The sequence below is a fragment of the Micromonospora sp. BQ32 genome, from assembly GCF_059358895.1.
Genome location: NZ_JCADBI010000011.1, coordinates 15,807 through 34,388, shown reverse-complemented (window position 1 = coordinate 34,388; position 18,582 = coordinate 15,807). Strand labels below are relative to the sequence as shown.

The following is an 18,582-nucleotide window of genomic DNA, read 5'->3' as shown; positions in this document are numbered from 1 at the left end:
CGTCGGCGGAATGGGGAGGCTCGCAGATGAGCGACTACGGCCACGACCTGGTCTTCGGATCCTTCGTCACGCCCAGCGCCGGCAATCCGGACCGCACGGTCGGCGTCGCCGTACTGGCCGAACAGGTCGGACTGGACCTGGTCACCTTCCAGGATCACCCGTACCAGCCGGCGTTCCTCGACACCTGGACGCTGCTGAGCTTCGTGGCGGCCCGCACCAGCCGGGTGCACCTGGCGGCGAACGTGACGAACCTGCCACTGCGCCCACCGGCGGTGCTCGCCCGCAGTGTGGCCAGCCTGGACCTGCTCAGCGGTGGCCGGGTCAGCCTCGGCCTCGGAGCGGGGGCGTTCTGGGATGCCATCGAGGCGATGGGCGGCCGGCGGCTGACCCCGGGCCAGGGCGTGCGTGCGCTGGAGGAGGCCATCGAGGTCATCCGTCAACTCTGGGACGTCGAGACGCGCGGTGGAGTGCGGGTCGACGGCGAGTTCTACCGGGTGGTGGGCGCCAAGCGTGGGCCCGCTCCGGCCCACCCGGCGCCGATCTGGCTGGGTGCGTACAAGCCCCGGATGCTCCAGCTCACCGGTCGTCGGGCCGATGGTTGGCTGCCCACGCTGGGCTACCTTCAGCCCGGTGACCTGAGCAAGGGCAACGCGATCATCGACGAGGCCGCGCAGCAGGCCGGCCGGTCCCCGCAGGACGTGCGTCGGCTGCTCAACATCGCCGGCGAGTTCTCAACCGTCGGGCGCGGCCCGCTGAACGGGCCCGCCGAGCAGTGGGCCGAGGAGCTGGCCGAGCTGGCACTGGGGGAGGGCGTCGGCACCTTCATCCTCGGCAGCGACGACCCCGACGACCTGCGCCGGTTCGCCGGCGAGGTGGCCCCCGCCGTCCGCGAGCTGGTCGCCGCCGAGCGTGACGGCGGGGTTCCGCAGCGTACGCCGGCGCAGCCGGAGCCGGCGGCGCCCGCCGCGCCGCCGGTCCGGCCGAGCCGCGCCACCGCGACCGGTGGCGCGTTCGCCGTGGTGCCGACGCCTGACGACGGGGTACGGCGAAGCGAGCAGCGGGTGTGGGACGAGTCCACCCGACCCAGCGGGCCCGCACCCGACCCGGAGCGCACCTACACCCCTCAGGAGCAGGCCACCGGGGCGCACCTCGTGCAGATCCACGACGGCCTGCGCGCCGAGCTGGCCCAGATTCACGACCTGATCGAGCAGGTGGCGGCCGGCGAGATCGACGCCGGCGCGGCCCGGTCCCACATCAACACGATGACCATGCGGCAGAACCGGTGGACGCTCGGCGTCTACTGCGAGTCGTACTGCCGCATCGTCACCACCCACCACACGATCGAGGACCAGTCGTTCTTCCCCCGGTTGCGGGCGCGGGACCCCCGGCTCGGCCCGGTGGTCGACCGCCTCGAGCAGGAGCATCACGTCATCCACGACGTGCTGGAGGGCGTCGACCGGGCCCTGGTCGCGTACGTCGGGTCTCCGGACGGTCTCGCCGAGCTGCGGGCCGCGGTGGACCTGCTGACCGACGCCCTCCTGTCGCACCTCAGCTACGAGGAGCGGGAACTGGTGGAGCCGCTGGCGCGGCTGGGCATCGCCTGATCAGCGCGGCACCGCCACGGCTCGGGGTTTGCCCCACCGGGATTTGAGAGGTTACTCTCGAAACATGTCTCTCAAGAATCCATACGGGGATTTCGAGATCACCGAGCCGCAGGCGCTGCGGGCGCTGGCACACCCGGTACGGCTGGCCATCCTCGACCGCCTCCAGCGGCACGGCCCGGCCACCGCCACCGGGCTCTCGCCGCACGTCGGCGCCACACCGTCGGTGGTCAGCTGGCACCTGCGGCACCTCGCGACGTTCGGCCTGGTCGTAGACGCGGAGGGCACCGCCAGCAAGCGGGAGCGCTGGTGGCAGGCGGCCGCCCGGGGCTTCCGCTTCGAGGTGCCCGACGATGCCGAAGGGCAGGCCGCCGGCCGTCAGCTCCGTGGCGAGATGTTCGCCCGGGCCGCCGAGGCGCCGCAGCAGTGGCTGCTGCACGACGAACCCCGGCTGGAGGCGCAGTGGCGCGGGGTGGCCGGCGTCGCCGACACCCGGTTCGTGGCCACCCCCGAGGAGCTGCAACAGCTGGAGGCCGCGATCGAGGAACTGCTCGCCCCGTACGTGCGGCGCAAGGACGACGACACGGCGCCGGCCGACGCGCGGATCGTCCGGATGCTGCGCTACCTGCTGCCCGAGCCCGGCGACGACCCGGCCGCATCGTGACCGCCACCGCCACCGTGCCCCCGCCGGCCCTGCACCGCGACCGGCGGTTCCGTACCTTCTGGATCAGCGAGACGGTCTCCCAGTTCGGCGACCGGGTCAGCGAACTGGCCCTACCGCTGATCGCCGTCACCCTGCTCACCGCCACCCCCGTGCAGGTCAGCGTCCTCACCGCGCTGATCTGGCTGCCCAACCTGCTGGGCCTGTTCCTGGGTGCCTGGGTCGACCAGCGCACCCACAAGCGGCGACTCCTGATCATCGCGGACCTGGTCCGCGCCGCGGTGCTGCTCAGCCTGCCGGTGGCCTACCTGTTCGACGCGATCACCCTCACCCAGCTCTACCTGGTGGCACTGCTCACCGGCCTCGGAGCGGTGCTCTTCGCCATGGCGCGTCAGGCGTTCTTCGTCGCCCTGGTGCCGCGATCGGCGTACGTGGACGCGACCAGCAAGCTGAGCATGAGCCGGTCGCTGTCCTTCATCGCCGGCCCCGCCGTTGGCGGTGGGCTGGTCCAGGCGCTCAGCGCGCCGGTCGCGATCCTCGTCGACGCGCTGTCGTTCCTCGGCTCCGCGCTGCTGCTCGGCCGCATCCCGGTGACCGAGACGCCTCCGCCGCCGCGTCGAACGTCCACTCTCGGCATGGTCCGCGAAGGGCTCGTGCTGGTGCTGCGCCACCCGGTGCTGCGGGCCGCCCTCGGCTGCACCAGCACGGTCAACTTCTTCACCTTCATCGCCGGTGCCCTGCTGGTGCTCTACGCCAGCCGGGACCTCGGCCTGTCGGCCGGCGCGATCGGCATCGCCCTCGGGATCGGCGCGCTTGGCGGGTTCGCGGGCGCGGCGCTCGCGCCACGGATCTCCCGCGCCATCGGATTGGGCCGTACCGCCATGATCGGCGCGGTGCTCTTCCCCGCGCCGCTGGCGCTGACCGCGCTGGTGACCGGACCCACCTGGACGAAGGTGGCCATGCTGGCGGCCATCGAGCTGGTCTCCAGCGTCGGGGTGATGCTGATGGACGTGAACCTCAACGCCCTCCTCACCGCCGTCACACCCGACGACGCGCGAGGACGCCGGGCCGGTGCCTACAGCGCCGTCAACTACGGCATCCGACCGCTCGGCGCGCTGGTCGGTGGCGCGTTGGGCACCACCATCGGGCTGCGACCCACTCTGGCCATCGCCGGCCTGGGTGGCGTGCTCGCCGTGCTGTGGTTGCTCGCGTCGCCGGTGCGCCACATCCAGACCCTCGATGCGACCTGAGGGCCGCGGCGGCGCTTGATCGTGCCGCGGTAGGCGGCACCCACCCGGACGAGCGGTATACCTCTGAGTCATAAACATGCCACTGAGGTATACCGCTCGTTGGACTGACCGTGCGGCTGCCCTGTCAGCAGCTCGGTCTGCGCTGACCCCGCTGGCGCGGGTCAGGCGGCCTCGGCCAACAGGATCCGGGCCAGCTCGACGGGCTGGGAGAACATCGGCCAGTGGCCGGTGTCCATGGTGACTAGTCGCCAGTGATCGCTGGTCAGCAGTTTCGCCACCGTGTCATTGGGCTCAGGCCCGTCGAGCAGGCACTTGACGTACGTCGCCGGCAGCTCACCCAGTGGGCGGCTCAGCGCCGCCGGCTCGGTCAGCGTGGCACCCGGGTGCGGCGTGGAGCTTTCGATCAGCCGGGCGATCTGCTCGTCGGTGAGACCCTGACCGTCGAAGTCGGCCGCGCCGAGCGGAGCCCAGTAACCGTTGTTCTCGGCGAGCTGTGCCTCGAAGGCCGCCTGGCCCTGCCACCAGCCAGAGGCGAACGACCCACCGTCGACCGGAACCTCGGAGTCCACGAAGACCACCCGGCTCAACCGGTCGCCGATCCGCTCGGCGGCCTGGCCCACCGGAATGCCCGAGTAACTGTGCCCGACCAGCACCACGTCGCGCAGGTCGCGGCGCTCGATCGCGTCGACGATGTCCTGCACGTGGGTCTGCTGCCCGGCGGGCACGCCCCGCTTCTCGGCGAGACCGGAGAGGGTCAACGCGTGGGTGCCGTGGCCGGCATCCCGAAGTGGTGCCACCACCTCGTCCCATGCCGACGATCCCAGCCACGCCCCCGCCACCAGTACGAATTCAGCCATGGGCGGGACCCTAGCGGCACCCTCCGACACCCCCGACGCGTCAGGACCAGGGGCGGGCCTCGGCGGCGACGAGCACCGGCAACACGCAGAGCAGATGACCGCCGGGCGCCGCCCTCAGGCGTGGTCCAGGGCGGGCGGCCCCATCTCGACGGGCATCCGGTAGATCTGGACCGGGTAGTCGACGGCCGAGTGCCCGCCGTTGAGCCCGGGGGTCAGGTGTAGCTGGGCCGCCGGCATCCAGAGCCGGGCATCGGCGTCGAGCCACATCGCGTCCACCCAGGCCAGCCGGGGGTCGGCGACGAGCGTCCGCACGCTGCGGTCGGGTGCGAGGACCAGGACGCGCCGCCGGTCCAGGTCGCTGAGGTAGATGGCGCCGGTGGCGTCGATGGCCGTGCCGCCGGTGCTGGGGGTGTCACACCACCGTTCGACCCGCCGGGCCAGCTCGTCTGTGGACGCCGACGGGTCGTCCAACCAGCGGGTGGCGATCCGGGACATCCCGCCGGAGGCCGGTTGGTAGTAGAGCCAGCGGCCGTCCGGCGACACCTCCAGCTGATCGACGTGCAGGCGTACCTCGGCACCGTCCGGGTCACGCAGCACGCGACCGTCGGCTACCACCGGGCCGCCCGCCGTGCTCGGATGCCCGTCCAGCACCCGTCGCGGCCGGCCCGAGTCGAGGTCGAGCACGATGAGGCCCGCCGCCCCGGCGTCGCTGAAGTACGCCACCCGGCCGTTGAATCGGACGTCGTCGACGTAGCTGTCCGGGTGCACCGCCTCGTCGAGGTGGTAGACCCGCTCCACCTGGTCACCATCCGGGTCGACCGCGATCAGCCGAGCGCCGCCCGGCACCTGTGCGCCGCCGACCTGCGGCGTACCCGAGTCGACGATCCACAACCGGCCGTCCGGGCCGGCGCGCAACCCGTTGACGTGCACGAACGCCCCGTCCGGCGGCTGGTCAGCGCGGTTCCACGCGGCATCGGGGTACGGCTCACGCCGGCCGTCCGGCAGCGCCTCGACCACCTGCGCGCCGGGCCGATCCGCCGACGGGTAGCTCAGGAACACCCGCCCCCGCACTGTGGTCACGCCCGTGCACACCCGGTCTTCCTGAAGCACCGGCGTCAACCGGTGATCCTCCTCGGTGGGCAGCGACGACATCGGCCCGCTCCTCACCCGCCCGGTGGCGTCCTCGGCTCCAGCCGGTAACCGACGGCTACGGCCATCCGGCGCGGTATCCCCGGAGCGTGCCGGCCGAAACCGCCAGTCGCAGGACACCGCCGGCGCCCAACCGGCGGCAGGGTGCCCTCGGCGCTCAGCCGATCGGCCGTGCCGGGGGGCCGACCTGGGCGGCGAGCCGCTTCGGGGCCATCACGCAGTAGCTCTCGGTGAGCAACTCACCCACCTCCTCCCAGTCGGTGTCCCCGTCCAGGACCATGCCCATCACGTTCGGACTCCAGTCCGGTTTGTAGAAGGGGTGCCCCGTGGCGAGGAGCCCGGCGATCTCGTCGAGTGGCGACCGGAAGGTCAGCAGGCAGGCCGGCTGATCGAGTGCGGCGGCCCGCGCGTGGACCGGCTGGCGATCGGGGTCGACGGTGAGCACGTGGGCGATGGTCCGCTTGCGAATCCGCCAGCGGGTGCCCACCCAGGCGGGCTCCTCGTAGGTCTCCGGCAGCCCGAGACAGATCGGCCGCAGCCGGTCGAGGACCTCGGGCGGGACGTCTCCGGGTGCGGTCACGGACAACGACGCTAACCGGTCGGTGTGACACGTTCCGCTCGTCCCACCCCGCCCGGGCCGGTGGTGCCCGCCCTGCCGATCCGCGAGGATGGGCGGGGCGACAGTGGGCCGTCGCCCCGGCCCGACCCGCCCCCGTGCCCGCTGAGGAGTGCCGTGCCGTCCACCCTGCTCTCCCGCCGTGACCTCGACTTCCTGCTGCACGAGTGGCTGCGGGTGTCCGAACTCGTCGAGCGTCCCCGCTACGCCGAGCACTCCCGGGAGACCTTCGACGATGCCCTCGACCTCGCCGAGCGGGTGGCCACCGAGCAGTTCGCCCCGCACAACCGCGCAGCCGACCTGGCCGAGCCCACCTTCGACGGGCAGCGGGTGCGGTTGATCCCGCAGGTGCGTGCGGCGTTGGACAGCTTCGCCGAGACGGGCCTGCTCACCGCCGGGCTGGACGCCACGGTCGGTGGCCTGCAACTGCCGCACGCCGTCGCGGCGGCCTGCTTCACCTGGTTCCAGGCGGCCAACGTGGCCACCTCGGCGTACCCGTTCCTCACCCTGGGCAACGCCAACCTGCTGCTGGCGCACGGCAGCACCGAGCAGGTGGACACCTACGTCCGGCCCATGCTGGACGGCCGGTTCTTCGGCACCATGTGCCTGTCCGAGCCGCACGCCGGCAGCTCACTGGCCGACATCACCACCCGTGCGGAGCCCCAGGCGGACGGCACGTACCGGCTCTTCGGCACCAAGATGTGGATCTCCGGCGGCGACCACGAGCTGGCCGAGAACATCGTCCACCTGGTGCTGGCCCGCATTCCCGGCGCGCCGCCCGGGGTCAAGGGCATCTCGCTGTTCATCGTGCCCAAGGTGCTGGTCGGCCCGGACGGGTCACTCGGTGAGCGCAACGACGTGGTGTTGGCCGGGCTCAACCACAAGATGGGGTTCCGGGGCACCACCAACACCCTGCTCAGCTTCGGCGACGGCGGGCACACCCCGGCCGGCCGCGCCGGGGCGGTCGGCCACCTGGTCGGCGCGCCCCATCAGGGTCTGGCGCAGATGTTCCACATGATGAACGAGGCCCGGATCGGGGTCGGGGCGGGCGCCACCGCGCTGGGTTACACCGGCTATCTCAAGAGCCTGGCGTACGCGAAGGAGAGGCCGCAGGGCCGGCCGGTCGGCGCGAAGGACCCGGCCGCCGCGCAGGTGCCGATCATCGACCACCCTGACGTACGACGGATGCTGCTGGCTCAGAAGAGCTACGTGGAGGGGGCGCTGGCGCTGGTGCTCTACTGCGCGCGGCTGCTCGACGAGCAGAAGACCGCCCCGGCCGAGGTCGACCGCGAGCGCGCGCACCTGCTGCTGGACGTGCTCACCCCGATCACCAAGAGTTGGCCGTCGCAGTGGTGCCTCGCCGCCAACGACCTGGCGATCCAGGTGCTGGGCGGGGCCGGTTACACCCGCGACCACGACGTGGAGCAGCACTACCGGGACAACCGGCTCAACCCGATCCACGAGGGCACCCACGGCATTCAGGCGCTGGATCTGCTGGGGCGCAAAATGACCATGCAGGGCGGTGCTGGTCTCGCCCTGCTGACCACGACGATCGGTGACACGGTCGAGCGGGCCCGCAAGGTCGGGGGAGAGGCGGCCGAGCTGGCGGGTCGGCTGGCCGCCGCGGTGGACCGGGTCACCACGGTCACCCGTCGACTGTGGGCCGACGGTGACCAGGTGCTCGCGCTGGCCAACGCCAGCGCCTACCTGGAGGCCGTCGGGCACGTGGTGATCGCGTGGATGTGGTTGGAGCAGGTGCTGGCGCTGCCGGCGGAGGGGGCCGGCGACGCGTTCCACGCCGGCAAGCGGCAGGCCGCCCGCTACTTCTTCACCGTCGAGTTGCCCCGGACCGGCCCGCAGTTCGACCTGCTGGAGAGCCGGGATCGGACCACCCTCGACATGCGCCCGGACTGGTTCTGACCGGACGGGTCAACGTCGTCGGCTCTGGTGCTGCACCGCCTGCCGTCCCTTGACGACGCCCCAGACGATCACGATCACCAGCGCGATCAGACCGATGATGATCAGCCAGCGGACCGCCTCGAGGAGCAACCCGAGCAGGATCAGCACACCGGCGACCACGCCGACGACCCAGAGCAGCGCATGCATGTCGACCTCCCGTAACCGGCCGCGCCTGGTGCGGCCGGCCGGCTACACCTTCCCCGTCCGGCCGACACCATGCCGATGGAGACGAGCTCAGCCCCCAGTGCGCGCCACGTAGACGGTGTTGGCCGACTCCCCACCGGTCAGCGGGTTGGCGAACGGCACGACGTGCGCGCGTACGTCCACGAACACCTCGGCGAGCGCCGCGGTGAACTCGGCGTCCGGCGGGTCGTCCGACCACAGCGCGAAGACGCCCTCGGGGCGCAGCAGCGCGGCCAGCCGGCGCAGACCGGCCGGCGGGTAGAACGCCGCGTGGCTCGGGTGCAGGACGTTGCGCGGGGAATGGTCGACGTCGAGCAGCACCGCGTCGAACCGCCGACCGGGCACCTCGGTGTCGAAACCGGTGTCACCCGCCACCGCCGCGAAGAAGTCGGCCTGCACGAACCGGGTCCGCGGGTCCTCGGCGAGCCCTGCCGCGAACGGCAGCAGCCCTCGCCGGTGCCAATCGATCACGTCCTCGATCGCCTCCACCACGAACAGTGAGCGCACCCGGGGGTCGCCCAGCGCCGCGCAGGCGGTGTAGCCCAACCCGAGACCGCCCACCACCACGTCGAGGGAGTCACCGGCCACCTCGGCGAGACCGAGCCGAGCCAGCTCGATCTCCGCGACCGGGAAGAGGCTGGACATCAGGTACTCGTCGTCGAGCTTGACCTCGTACACCTCGACCTGGAGTGCCGGGTCCCGGCGTCGGCGCAGGCTGATCGCGCCGATCGGAGTCTCCCGCCAGGCCAGCTCTTCGAAACGCGCGCCCACGGGTGCCCTCTCGCCGCCGGATTCGTCCACGGATGGTACCGGTTGCCCCACCACGGGTGGCCACGCAGGGTCCACGCCACATCGACGCAGCGCATATCCTGTGCCCGGCCGATCCACCGGAGGGGACTCATGCCGTCGCGGCAGGACCAGCTGCACTCCTACCAGTTCAGCGTCCAGCGGGCCGTCGCCGCCCTGGTCATGCGGGAGACCGACCCCGCGCAGTCGCCGTTTCGGCGGCTGGCCGGCGCCGGCCTGGCCAGCGTCCTGGTCGCGGCGATCGGGCTCGGTGGTTTCGCCCTCTACGGCCTGTTCGCCGGTGGCGGCAAGGGGTGGCGCGACCCGGGCGCGGTGATCGTGGAGAAGGAGTCCGGCGCCCGCTTCGTCTATCGCGAGCAGAAGCTGCACCCGGTGCTCAACTACGCCTCGGCGCTGCTCATCGTCGGCGCGGACCGGTCGAAGACCGTGCTGGTGTCCCGACGCACGATCGACGGGGTGCCGCGCGGGCTGCCGTTGGGCATCGCCGACGCCCCCGACTCGCTGCCCGCCCCCGGCCGGCTGGCCGCCACGGCGTGGACGGTCTGCTCGACGGTCCCGGCCGGCGCGGGCGTCGAGACGCCCCGCTCCGCGCTGCTGATCGGCACCGAGCCCGACGGCGGTCGGCCGCTGGGCGACGACGCGCTGCTGCTGCGCCACCCCGACGGCGGGCTGCACCTGGTCTGGCACCAGCGGCGCTACCTCGTCCGTGATCCCAGCAGGGTGCTGGCGGCGCTGGCCACCACCCGGGCTCAGGCGGTTCCGGTGGCGCCGGCGCTCCTCAACTCGCTGCCCGCCGGCAACGACCTCGCCCCGCTCGCCCTGCCCGCGCTGGGTCGGCCCGCCACCCGGGTGCCGGGTGCCGCGATCGGCACGGTCTACCTGGTGAGCAACTCCGGTGGCGGCCGGCAGTACGCGGTGGCGCTCGACGCCGGCCTGGCCGGCATCACCGAGTTGCAGGCGGGGCTGTTGCTGGCCCGCACCGGCCAGGGTGAGCCGGTGCCGATGACGTTGGGCCGGTTCGCCGCGCTGCCCACGGTGCCCGATCTCGCCCCGACCGGCCCGAACGCCCCGCCACCGACCCCGCCCCGGCTCGCGGCCGGCGACGGCGGCGCGCTCTGCACCCGCGTCGGCGACGACGGCGGGGTTGGTGAGGTGCGCTGGGGCGTACCGCTGCGGGACCTGACGGCCGTGCCCCGCACCGCGCCGACCGGCGGCGCGGTGCTGGCCGACCACGTGGTGGTGGAGCCGGGCCGCGGCGCGGTGGTCGAGGCCGCGGCGGCGCCCGGCGCGACCGGCGGCGCGGTCTCCGTCGTCACCGACCTGGGCCGACGGTACGTGCTGGCCGACCGGGAGGTCCTCCCGATGCTCGGCTACCGCGACGTGCGGCCGATGCGGCTGCCGGCCGGGCTGGTCAGCCTGGTGCCCGCCGGCGCCACCCTCGACCCGGCCGCCGCCCGCGCCGTCGCCGCCCCAGACTGACCATACAAAGCCTGCCGGCGACGGGGCGGCGTGGCGGCCCGAAAACAACGCGCGGAGACGGTGTCAGTCGGCCGGGCGGCGCAGGACGGTGACCGCGAACGGGGCGTCGTCGCGCCACGGACGCAGGTCCCAGGTGGCGAAGCGCTGCTCCACGCGCAGCCCGGCGGCCACCGCGTCGGCGTCGAACGCGGTCAGCGGGTAGCCGCGCTCGGTGCCGAAGCCCACCGTCAGCACGCCGTCGGGTCGCAGGTGGGCGGCCACCCGGCGCAGCACGTCCGGTTCTGTGCCGACGGCGACGAAGGCGAGCACGTTGCCGGCCAGCACCGCCGCGTCGAACGGCTCCGGCTCACCCAGCGCCGGTAGATCCAGCTCGGCGAGGTCGGCGACCAGCCACGTCGGGCCGGGATAGTCGGCGCGGGCAGCGTCCACCAGCGCGGGGTCGGCGTCCACCCCGACCACCGTGTGTCCCCGCTCGGCCAGCGCGGCACCGACGCGGCCGGTGCCGCTGCCCGCGTCGAGGATCCGGGAGCCGGGCGCGACGAGGGCGTCCACCAGTCGGGCCTCGCCGGCCAGGTCCGCACCCTCGGCCACGAGCTTGCGGAACCGGTCGATGTACCACTGTGAGTGCTCGGGACCGGTGTCGGTCGCCCAGCGGGTCGGGTTGGCCATGAGGCCACCGTAACCGGGCCGGTGGGAGCCCGGCGGGCGACCCGGACGAGACGCTCAGCCCTTCTCCGCGCCGCTGGTCAGCCCCTCGGTGAGCAGCCGCTCGCTGGCGAAGAAGAGGATCACGATGGGCAGAGTGAGGACGACCGACCCGGCCATCAGCACCGTCTTGGGCACCTCCACCCCGTCGGCGAGCAGTGACAACCCGAGCGACACCGTCCACCGGTTGGGTTTGTCGACCAGGAACAGCAGGGCGAAGAGGAACTCGTTCCAGGCGATCATGAAGTCGTAGAGCGCGACCGCCATGATCGACGGCATCGCGAGGGGCAGGCTGACGCGCCGGATGATGCCGAGTCGACCGGCGCCGTCGATGGCGGCGGACTCCTCCAGACTGACCGGGATGGTCTCGAAGTAGTTCTTCAGCATGTAGACCGACACCGGCAACGTCTGCGAGATGTAGACCAGCACCAGACCGAACAGCGAGCCGCGTAGGCCGGCGCGGGTGAAGACCACGAACAGCGGGATCGCGATGACGATCGACGGGAACAGGTAGACCGCCAGGAACAGGAAGTCCACCTGCCGCCGGCCGAAGAATCGCAGCCGGGCCACCGCGTACGCGCCGGGGATGGCGACCAGGAGGGTGAGCACGGTCGCCGCGACGGCGACCAACCCGCTGTTGCGGATGAAGGTGAGGAAGCCCTGGCCGCCGTCGTCGGTGGCCTTCAACACCTCGGCGTACGTGGCCACGGTCAGCTCACCGAAGCCGACCACCAGCGCGCCGGGGTCGAGCAGCAGCCGCTCGATGGGGCGCACCGAGAGCACCAGCATGTAGTAGAAGGGGAAGACGGTGATCAGAAGGAAAACGGCGACCACCAGACGGCGCAGCCAGCGCAGGCTCACCGTCTCGACCACGTCCCGGTCCATCAGCTGACCCTCCGTCCGAAGAAGCGCAGGTAGATCAGCACGAACACGATGAGCACCACGGCCAGCACGACCGCCTGCGCGGCCGCGGCCCCGATGTCGGTACGGGCGGTGAGGAACTCGTACACCCGCACGCTGACCACCTCGGTACCGGCGGCACCGCCGGTGAGCAGGTAGACGTCGTCGAATTTGTTGAACGTCATGATGAAGCGCAGCACGCCCAGCAGGGCGATCACCGGCAGCAGTTGGGGCAGCAGGATGTGCCGGAACCGCTGGGTGGGGGTGGCGCCGTCGACGCGGGCGGCCTCCTCCAACTCGCCGGGGACCGCCTGGAGCCGGGCCAGCAGGAACAGGAACGCGAACGGGAAGTACCGCCACGCCTCGAAGACGATCACCGTGGCCAGCGCGGTCGACTCCTGGGTGAGGAACGGCACCGGGGCGTCCCAGCCGAGCAGGCGTTGACCCCACGCGTTGACGATGCCGAGCTGTGGGTCGAGCATCACCTGCCAGACGAACGTCACCGCGACCACCGGTGCCACGTACGGCAGCAGCATGGACGCCCGGACCAGGGTGCGGCCCCGGAACGGCCGGCGGACGACCAGGGCGGCCACCAGGCCGAGCAGGATCGACCCGACGGTGCCGCCGATGCTGTAGATCAGCGTGACCCACAGCGTCTCGGCGAAGCCGGGGGTGTGCAGCACCCGGTCGATGTTGTCCATGGTGAACTCGCCGAACAGGCCGGTCTTGCGCAGCGTGGCGAGCCGGACCCGCTGGAAGGCGAGCACCAGGGTCCACACGATCGGGATGCCGATGACCGCGATGGTGACGAGCAGGGTCGGTGCGACCAGCGCGAGCCCGGCCCGGGATTCGCGGCGGCGCAGGGTCAGCGGTCGGCGTCGGGGTGGCGCCGGCCGCTCCCGGGTGGGGGAGCGGCCGGGGCCGGGCGCGGTGGTGGTCAATTGACGCCCGCCTTGATGGCGTCCACGTCCTTCGTGGCCCGGCTGGCGATGGCCGCCGGGTCGGACTTGCCGGAGACGAGGTCACCCAGCACCTTCGGCACCGGCAACTCGCCGAGCATGGCGCCGACCAGCTTGCCCTGCCCCTGGCTGAGGCCCCACCGTCCGAAGGTGTCCGGGCTGCGGCGCAGCGTGGCGAGCACCTCGTCGCCGTACACGTCGGTGAGGGGCTTCTTCGCGTCCACGCCCGCCTGGCTGGTGTTCCAGGCGGTCAGGTACGCCTCCGGCTCGGTGGGGGTGCCCTTGCGCACCGGGAAGCGGCCCTCCGGGGACATGCCGAACCAGCGCGGGTAGCCGTCGCTGAGCATGAACTCCACGAAGGTCTTCGCCGGGTCGGCCGCCGCGCCGTCCAGCACGGCCCAGGAGCTGATCTCGCCGTACTGGGCCGGTTCGGTGCCGTTCGGGCCCTTGATCGCGGTGACGAACCCGCTGTTCTTCGCGAGGAACGCCGGGTCCGCCTGGCACTGGGGGCAGGTCGGCTTGGCGTCGTTACGCAGCCCGGCCAGCTCGTCGAGGATGAACGGCGACCAGATCACCATGGCCGCCTTGCCGGCGAAGTAGGTGGCCCGGGTGGTGTCCACGTCCTGCGCGCCCTTCACCGAGCTGGTGCGGATCAGGTCACCGTAGAAGCGGAACGCCTCGACGCACTGGGGCGAATCCAGCGTGACCTTCCCCGAGTCGTCGGTGAGCTGGCAGCCGTTGGCCAGCGCCAGGTGCTCGAAGGTCTGCTGGGTGAACACGTCGCTGGGGGCGGTCGCCGCGGTGATTCCGGCGACTCCGCCGGTGTTCAACCGGGCCGCGGCGGTGGTGATCCGCTCGTACGTGTCGGGCGCGGGCAGGCCGGCCGCGGCGAACAGGTCCTTACGGTAGACGAGCAGCTGCCCCCACCCGTCGCTGGGCACGGAGAGTTGTTTGCCGTCGTCGGAGGTGAGCTCCAGTGCCCGGGGGGAGAACGTCTGCTTGCCCAGCGTGTCGACGACCTCCGCGTTCGCCGAGGCGTGCAGCAGTTCGTTGCCGGCGAGCGTACGGATGCCGGCGAGGGAGACCGACCCGACCACGTCGGGCAGGTCGCCGGCGGCGGCGTTGGCGGCGATCAGGGACGGGAACTGGTCCTCGTTGACGGTCACGAGATCGACCTGGATCCCGGTCTTGGCGGTGAAGTCGGCGATGATCGCCTTGGTGGCGGTGACCCGGTCGGCCACGTCCTCCAGACTCCAGACGGTGATCTTCTTGCTGTTGCTGTCTGGTTCGTCGTCGCCGCAGGCCAGCAGGGTGGACGTGGTCAGTGCCAGGATCAGGGTGGTGGCGAGTATCCGCCTCGGAGGTGCTGACATCGATGGCACTCCTCTCGAAGGGTACATGAGGGATCCAACACCTTCGATTGATCAATAGCAAGACATATCGCGATTTTTTGTTATCCTGGAGCCCAGTGCTACCGGGATGTGACACATGGGCAACTGGGTGGTCTCTCTCGCCGGGCCTCGACGCATCAGCCTCGAGCCCTGCCCGCCGGATCCGCTCGGCCCCGGCCAGGTCCGAGTCCGCACCTGCTACTCGGGCATCTCCGCCGGCACCGAGCTGACCCTCTACCGGGGCAGCAATCCCCGGCTCAGCAAGGACTGGGACGACGCCGCCCGGATGTTCGTCCCCCGACAGACCCCGGTGCCCTACCCGTTGATCGGCTTCGGCTACGAAGAGGTCGGTGAGGTCGTCGAGGTCGCGCCGGACGTCACCGACCGGCATCCGGGGCAACTCGTCTGGGGCATCTGGGGGCACCGGGCCGAGGCCGTGCTCGCCGCCGACGCGGTCCGTGCCCTCCCCACCGGGCTGGATCCGCTCGCCGCGGTCTTCGCCCGCCCTGGCGCCATCGCGCTGACCGCCGTGCTCGCCGGTGACCTGCACCTGGGCGACTGGGTGGGCGTCTTCGGGCAGGGCGTCATCGGGCTGCTCGCCACCCGGCTCGCGGTGCTCTCCGGGGCCCGGGTGGTGGCCGTCGATCCGGTGCCCGACCGGCTGGAGCACGCCGCCCGCTACGGCGCACGGTCCACCGTGGACGCCACCGTCACGTCCGCCGCCGCCGTGCTGCGCCAGGCCACCGACGGCCGGGGGGCCGACGTCTGCCTGGAGTTGTCCGGCGCGTACCCGGCGCTGCACGAGGCGATCCGCTCCACCACCCACGCCGGCCGGGTCGTGGCCGCCGGCTTCTACCAGGGCCAGGCCGACGCGCTCGGCCTCGGCGAGGAGTTCCATCACAACCGCATCCAGTTGGTGGCCGCCCAGGTCTCCGGGCCCACCCCCGCGCCGAGCATGGCCGGCCGGTGGACCGGAGACCGGGTCGCGCAGACCTTCATGGACCTGGTGGCCGACCGCAGCGTCGACCCGCTGCCGCTGGTCAGCCACATCGTCGACGCCAGCGCGGTCGCCGACGCCCTCGCGCTGCTCGACCGCGGCGCCGGTGACGTCCTCCAAGTCGTGCTGAGGTTCTAGATGACCACCATCGCGCTGGCCTGTCAGGAACAACTCCTGCCGGGCGCCAACCTGATCCAGAAGTACGCCCTCGCGGCCGCCCTCGGCTACCAGGGCATCGAGCTACGCGGCCGCGGCGACCTCGCGTTCGCCCGCCGGCTGCCCGAACTGCGCCGGGCCCGCGCCGCCGGGGTGGTGATGCCCACCGTCTGCGTCGAGATGGACCACTTCATCGGCGACTTCGACCCCGCCCGGTCCGCCGACGCCGTCCGCAATCTGCGCTCCCAGCTCTCAGTAATCGCCGAGCTGGGCGGTGTCGGGGTGATGACCCCGGCCGCCTGGGGGATGTTCTCCCGGCGACTGCCGCCGTTCGAGCCGCCCCGCCCGCCGGACGGCGACCGGCAGGTGCTCCTCGACGCCCTCGGCGAGCTGGGCCAGCACGCCCGGGCCGAGGGGGTCACCCTCTTCCTCGAACCCCTCAACCGGTACGAGGACCACATGGTCAACCGGCTCGACGAGGCGGTGGCGCTCTGCGCCGCGCTCGGGCTGCCGTCGGTCCGGGTGGTCGCCGACACCTTCCACATGAACATCGAGGAGGACGACGTGCACCGCGCGCTGCGCGCCGCCGCGCCGTACCTCGGGCACGTGCAGGTCAGCGACTCCAACCGGTACCAACCCGGCGCCGGGCACCTGGACTGGCCGGCGTTGGTGCGTACCCTGCTGGAGCTGGACTACCGAGGATGGCTGGCCCTGGAGTGCCGACTCCGCGGCGACCCGGTCCGGGCCCTGCAACAGGCCGCCACGGTGCTGCGACACGCGCTGCCCCGGCGGGCCGCCGCGTGACCGCCGACGCCGGGCCGACCAGCGTCGGCGCGCCCGCGGAAGCCGGAACGGCCGGCGTCGGCGCGCCCGTCGACGCCGGAGTGACCCGCGCCGACGCCGCCCGCCCGGGTGGCCCGGCCGACCCGAGCGGGCTGCGTCGACTCGCGGTCGACACGCTCGACGCCAACTGGGAGCACGACCACACGGTGCCCTCGCGCACGCTCTACCCGCACCAGTGGAGTTGGGACTCCGCGTTCATTGCGATCGGGCTGGCCCAGGTCCGCCCCGACCGCGCCTGGCGGGAGCTGGCCAGCCTGTTCCGGGCGCAGTGGGCTGACGGACGGGTGCCGCACATCGTGTTCAACCCGGCGCTGCGGGTCGGCGCGTACTTCCCGGGGCCGGAGATGTGGCGCTCGGCCGACGTGCCGGGAGCACCGACGGTAGCCACCTCCGGCCTGGTCCAGCCGCCGGTGCACGCGCTCGCCGCGTTGCTGGCGTACCGGCGGACGCCCGACCCCACCGGGCTGGCCGCGCTGCGCGAGCTCTATCCCGCGCTGGTCGCCCAACAGCGCTACCTGGCCGACCGACGGGACGTGGCCGGTGACGGACTGGTCTGCATCGTGCACCCGTGGGAGTCCGGGTTGGACAACAGCCCGGCGTGGGACGAGCCGATGGCCGCGGTGCCGGCCGAGGCGGCCGTCATGCGCGCGTACCGTCGGCACGACACCACGCACGTCGACGCCGCGCACCGCCCCACGGACCTGGACTACGCGCGCTACCTGGCGATCGTCGCCGCCTACCGCGAGCGCGGCTACTCCGATCGCGACCTGGCCGCCGGTCACCCCTTCCTGGTGGAGTGCCCGCTGTTCAACGCGGCGTTCGGGGCCGCCGAACACGCCCTCGCCGAGATCGCCGCGCTCGTCGGCGACGACCCCGAGCCGCACCGGGCCCGCGCGGCCCTGATCACCGAAGCCCTCCTCCGCCGGCTGTACGACCCGGACACCGGCGTGTTCCAGCCGCGTGACCTGCGCACCGACCGCCTGGTGAGCGCCCGTACCGTGCTCGGGCTGGCCCCCCTGATCCTGCCCGACCTGCCGACCCGGCACGCCGACGCGCTGGTCGTCGAGGCGCGGTCGGCGCGCTTCGGGGTGGCCCGGTGGATGGACCGGCCGCTACCCACCTACGACCGCACCGCACCCGACTTCGAGCCGCTGCGCTACTGGCGGGGGCCGAGCTGGCTCAACATCGGCTGGCTGGTCCGGCGTGGGCTGCTCACGCACGGGCACCCGGAGCTGGCCGCCGGGCTGCGCCGCTCGATGATCGGTCTGATCGCCGAGGCCGGCTGCCACGAGTACTTCCACCCGGACACCGGCGCTGGGCTGGGCTCGCCGGCGTTCAGCTGGACCGCCGCGCTGCTACTCGACCTGCTGGCCGACTGAGCGCGGTGCCGGGTGGTAGCGTCCCCGATCCCGGCGGCCAGAAGGAGCAGCGTGCGCGAGATCGACAAGGTGGCCTGGATGGCCTGGCTCGGGTACGCGGACCGGCACCGCACCTCGCCGGTCGACCAGATCATCTTCGACCACCTGCTGGCCGAGGGTCTGCTGGCCTAGCGGCAGTTTGTCGCGGCCGGCCAGGGGTAACCGCCCGAGCGTGACCGAAGGCGACGGGTTCCCGTACTTCATCGACGCGGTGTCCCAACGGTCCGGCCTGCCGGCTGAGCAGGCCGCCGTGCTCGCCCGCGCCGTGCTCCAGACGTTGGCCGAGCGGGTGACCGGCGGCGCGTCCGACGATCTCGTCGGGCACCTTCCGAATCAGGTCGACGGCTACCTGACCGGCCCGGCTCCGGACACGGCCCCCGGCCCTGCCCCGGGCGGGGCCACCGGCCCGGATGCCGGCGCCGATGGTTTGACCACCGGGGTGGGCCTGGAGGTCGGCGGTGCCGCCGCGACCCCGATGGACGCCGGCCCGACGGAGTTCCTTCGTCGGGTGGAACAGCGGGCCGGGGTGGACCCGGCCACCGCCCGGGCCGGAACCGGCGCCGTCTTCGCCACCTTGCGGACGGCCATGACGGTACGGGAGTTCCGGGAGATGGTGGGGCGCCTGCCGCGCGACGGCGGGTTCTGACCTCG

The 18,582-nt window shown here is 72.5% G+C and carries 18 protein-coding genes; 9 read left to right on the top strand and 9 right to left on the bottom strand.

Going from position 1 to position 18,582, the window contains the following annotated elements; translation table 11 throughout:
* The first annotated feature begins 26 nt into the window (after nt 1–26).
* The 3 genes from AC5L30_RS20840 (at nt 27) to AC5L30_RS20830 (ending at nt 3,512) form a co-directional block, all read left to right on the top strand.
* Nucleotides 27–1,604, top strand: coding sequence for an LLM class flavin-dependent oxidoreductase (locus tag AC5L30_RS20840; protein WP_494869236.1), 1,578 nt, complete (start codon nt 27–29; stop codon nt 1,602–1,604).
* 64 nt (nt 1,605–1,668) lie between these two features.
* The gene (locus tag AC5L30_RS20835) at nt 1,669–2,265 is read left to right on the top strand and encodes an ArsR/SmtB family transcription factor (RefSeq protein ID WP_494869235.1); all 597 of its coding nucleotides are present in this window, start codon (nt 1,669–1,671) and stop codon (nt 2,263–2,265) included.
* Nucleotides 2,262–3,512 (top strand): MFS transporter, encoded by a 1,251-nt coding sequence (locus AC5L30_RS20830; RefSeq protein WP_494869234.1) that lies wholly within the window; start codon nt 2,262–2,264, stop codon nt 3,510–3,512. Before AC5L30_RS20835 ends, AC5L30_RS20830 begins: the two co-directional genes overlap by 4 nt.
* A gap of 161 nt (nt 3,513–3,673) precedes the next feature.
* Here the strand turns inward: AC5L30_RS20830 and AC5L30_RS20825 are convergent, their stop codons facing one another.
* From AC5L30_RS20825 to AC5L30_RS20815, 3 genes are all read right to left on the bottom strand, one after another.
* Nucleotides 3,674–4,369 (bottom strand): alpha/beta fold hydrolase, encoded by a 696-nt coding sequence (locus tag AC5L30_RS20825; protein ID WP_494869233.1) that lies wholly within the window; start codon nt 4,367–4,369, stop codon nt 3,674–3,676.
* Nucleotides 4,370–4,483: 114 nt separating this feature from the next.
* A complete protein-coding gene (locus tag AC5L30_RS20820) occupies nt 4,484–5,521 on the bottom strand; it encodes an SMP-30/gluconolactonase/LRE family protein (RefSeq protein ID WP_494869232.1) in 1,038 nt (345 codons plus the stop codon).
* A 154-nt stretch (nt 5,522–5,675) separates the two neighbouring features.
* The gene (locus AC5L30_RS20815; protein ID WP_494869231.1) at nt 5,676–6,098 is read right to left on the bottom strand and encodes an MmcQ/YjbR family DNA-binding protein; all 423 of its coding nucleotides are present in this window, start codon (nt 6,096–6,098) and stop codon (nt 5,676–5,678) included.
* 153 nt (nt 6,099–6,251) lie between these two features.
* Between AC5L30_RS20815 and AC5L30_RS20810 the strand changes: the two genes are divergently transcribed.
* On the top strand, nt 6,252–8,054 hold the full coding sequence (locus AC5L30_RS20810) for an acyl-CoA dehydrogenase (RefSeq protein WP_494869230.1): 1,803 nt from the start codon (nt 6,252–6,254) through the stop codon (nt 8,052–8,054).
* Nucleotides 8,055–8,063: 9 nt separating this feature from the next.
* On the opposite strand, the gene AC5L30_RS20805 is transcribed toward AC5L30_RS20810, so the two are convergent.
* Nucleotides 8,064–8,240 carry a hypothetical protein gene (locus AC5L30_RS20805; protein WP_494869229.1) on the bottom strand — a complete coding sequence of 59 codons (177 nt, stop codon included), beginning with the start codon at nt 8,238–8,240 and terminating at the stop codon, nt 8,064–8,066.
* 87 nt (nt 8,241–8,327) lie between these two features.
* Nucleotides 8,328–9,047, bottom strand: a complete 720-nt coding sequence (locus AC5L30_RS20800) for a polyamine aminopropyltransferase (protein WP_494869228.1) — start codon at nt 9,045–9,047, stop codon at nt 8,328–8,330.
* A gap of 129 nt (nt 9,048–9,176) precedes the next feature.
* On the opposite strand from AC5L30_RS20800, the gene eccB reads away from it, so the two are divergent.
* Nucleotides 9,177–10,562, top strand: a complete 1,386-nt coding sequence (eccB, locus tag AC5L30_RS20795) for a type VII secretion protein EccB (RefSeq protein ID WP_494869227.1) — start codon at nt 9,177–9,179, stop codon at nt 10,560–10,562.
* Nucleotides 10,563–10,625: 63 nt separating this feature from the next.
* Here the strand turns inward: eccB and AC5L30_RS20790 are convergent, their stop codons facing one another.
* Genes AC5L30_RS20790 through AC5L30_RS20775 form a run of 4 tightly spaced genes read right to left on the bottom strand, consistent with a single transcriptional unit; the run spans nt 10,626 to nt 14,499 of the window.
* Nucleotides 10,626–11,231 (bottom strand): class I SAM-dependent methyltransferase, encoded by a 606-nt coding sequence (locus tag AC5L30_RS20790; protein WP_494869226.1) that lies wholly within the window; start codon nt 11,229–11,231, stop codon nt 10,626–10,628.
* 54 nt (nt 11,232–11,285) lie between these two features.
* Nucleotides 11,286–12,152, bottom strand: coding sequence for a carbohydrate ABC transporter permease (locus AC5L30_RS20785; RefSeq protein WP_494869225.1), 867 nt, complete (start codon nt 12,150–12,152; stop codon nt 11,286–11,288).
* Nucleotides 12,152–13,108 carry a carbohydrate ABC transporter permease gene (locus AC5L30_RS20780; protein ID WP_124857333.1) on the bottom strand — a complete coding sequence of 319 codons (957 nt, stop codon included), beginning with the start codon at nt 13,106–13,108 and terminating at the stop codon, nt 12,152–12,154. Before AC5L30_RS20780 ends, AC5L30_RS20785 begins: the two co-directional genes overlap by 1 nt.
* Nucleotides 13,105–14,499 carry an ABC transporter substrate-binding protein gene (locus tag AC5L30_RS20775; protein WP_494869224.1) on the bottom strand — a complete coding sequence of 465 codons (1,395 nt, stop codon included), beginning with the start codon at nt 14,497–14,499 and terminating at the stop codon, nt 13,105–13,107. Before AC5L30_RS20775 ends, AC5L30_RS20780 begins: the two co-directional genes overlap by 4 nt.
* A gap of 115 nt (nt 14,500–14,614) precedes the next feature.
* Between AC5L30_RS20775 and AC5L30_RS20770 the strand changes: the two genes are divergently transcribed.
* From AC5L30_RS20770 to AC5L30_RS20755, 4 genes are all read left to right on the top strand, one after another.
* Complete coding sequence (locus AC5L30_RS20770; RefSeq protein WP_494869223.1) at nt 14,615–15,652, top strand: zinc-dependent alcohol dehydrogenase; 1,038 nt, start codon at nt 14,615–14,617, stop codon at nt 15,650–15,652.
* On the top strand, nt 15,653–16,474 hold the full coding sequence (locus tag AC5L30_RS20765) for a TIM barrel protein (protein ID WP_494869221.1): 822 nt from the start codon (nt 15,653–15,655) through the stop codon (nt 16,472–16,474).
* Nucleotides 16,471–17,892 (top strand): MGH1-like glycoside hydrolase domain-containing protein, encoded by a 1,422-nt coding sequence (locus AC5L30_RS20760; RefSeq protein WP_494869220.1) that lies wholly within the window; start codon nt 16,471–16,473, stop codon nt 17,890–17,892. The genes AC5L30_RS20765 and AC5L30_RS20760 overlap by 4 nt, the downstream gene beginning before the upstream one ends.
* A 211-nt stretch (nt 17,893–18,103) precedes the next feature.
* On the top strand, nt 18,104–18,577 hold the full coding sequence (locus tag AC5L30_RS20755) for a DUF2267 domain-containing protein (protein ID WP_494869219.1): 474 nt from the start codon (nt 18,104–18,106) through the stop codon (nt 18,575–18,577).
* Nucleotides 18,578–18,582 lie beyond the last annotated feature (5 nt).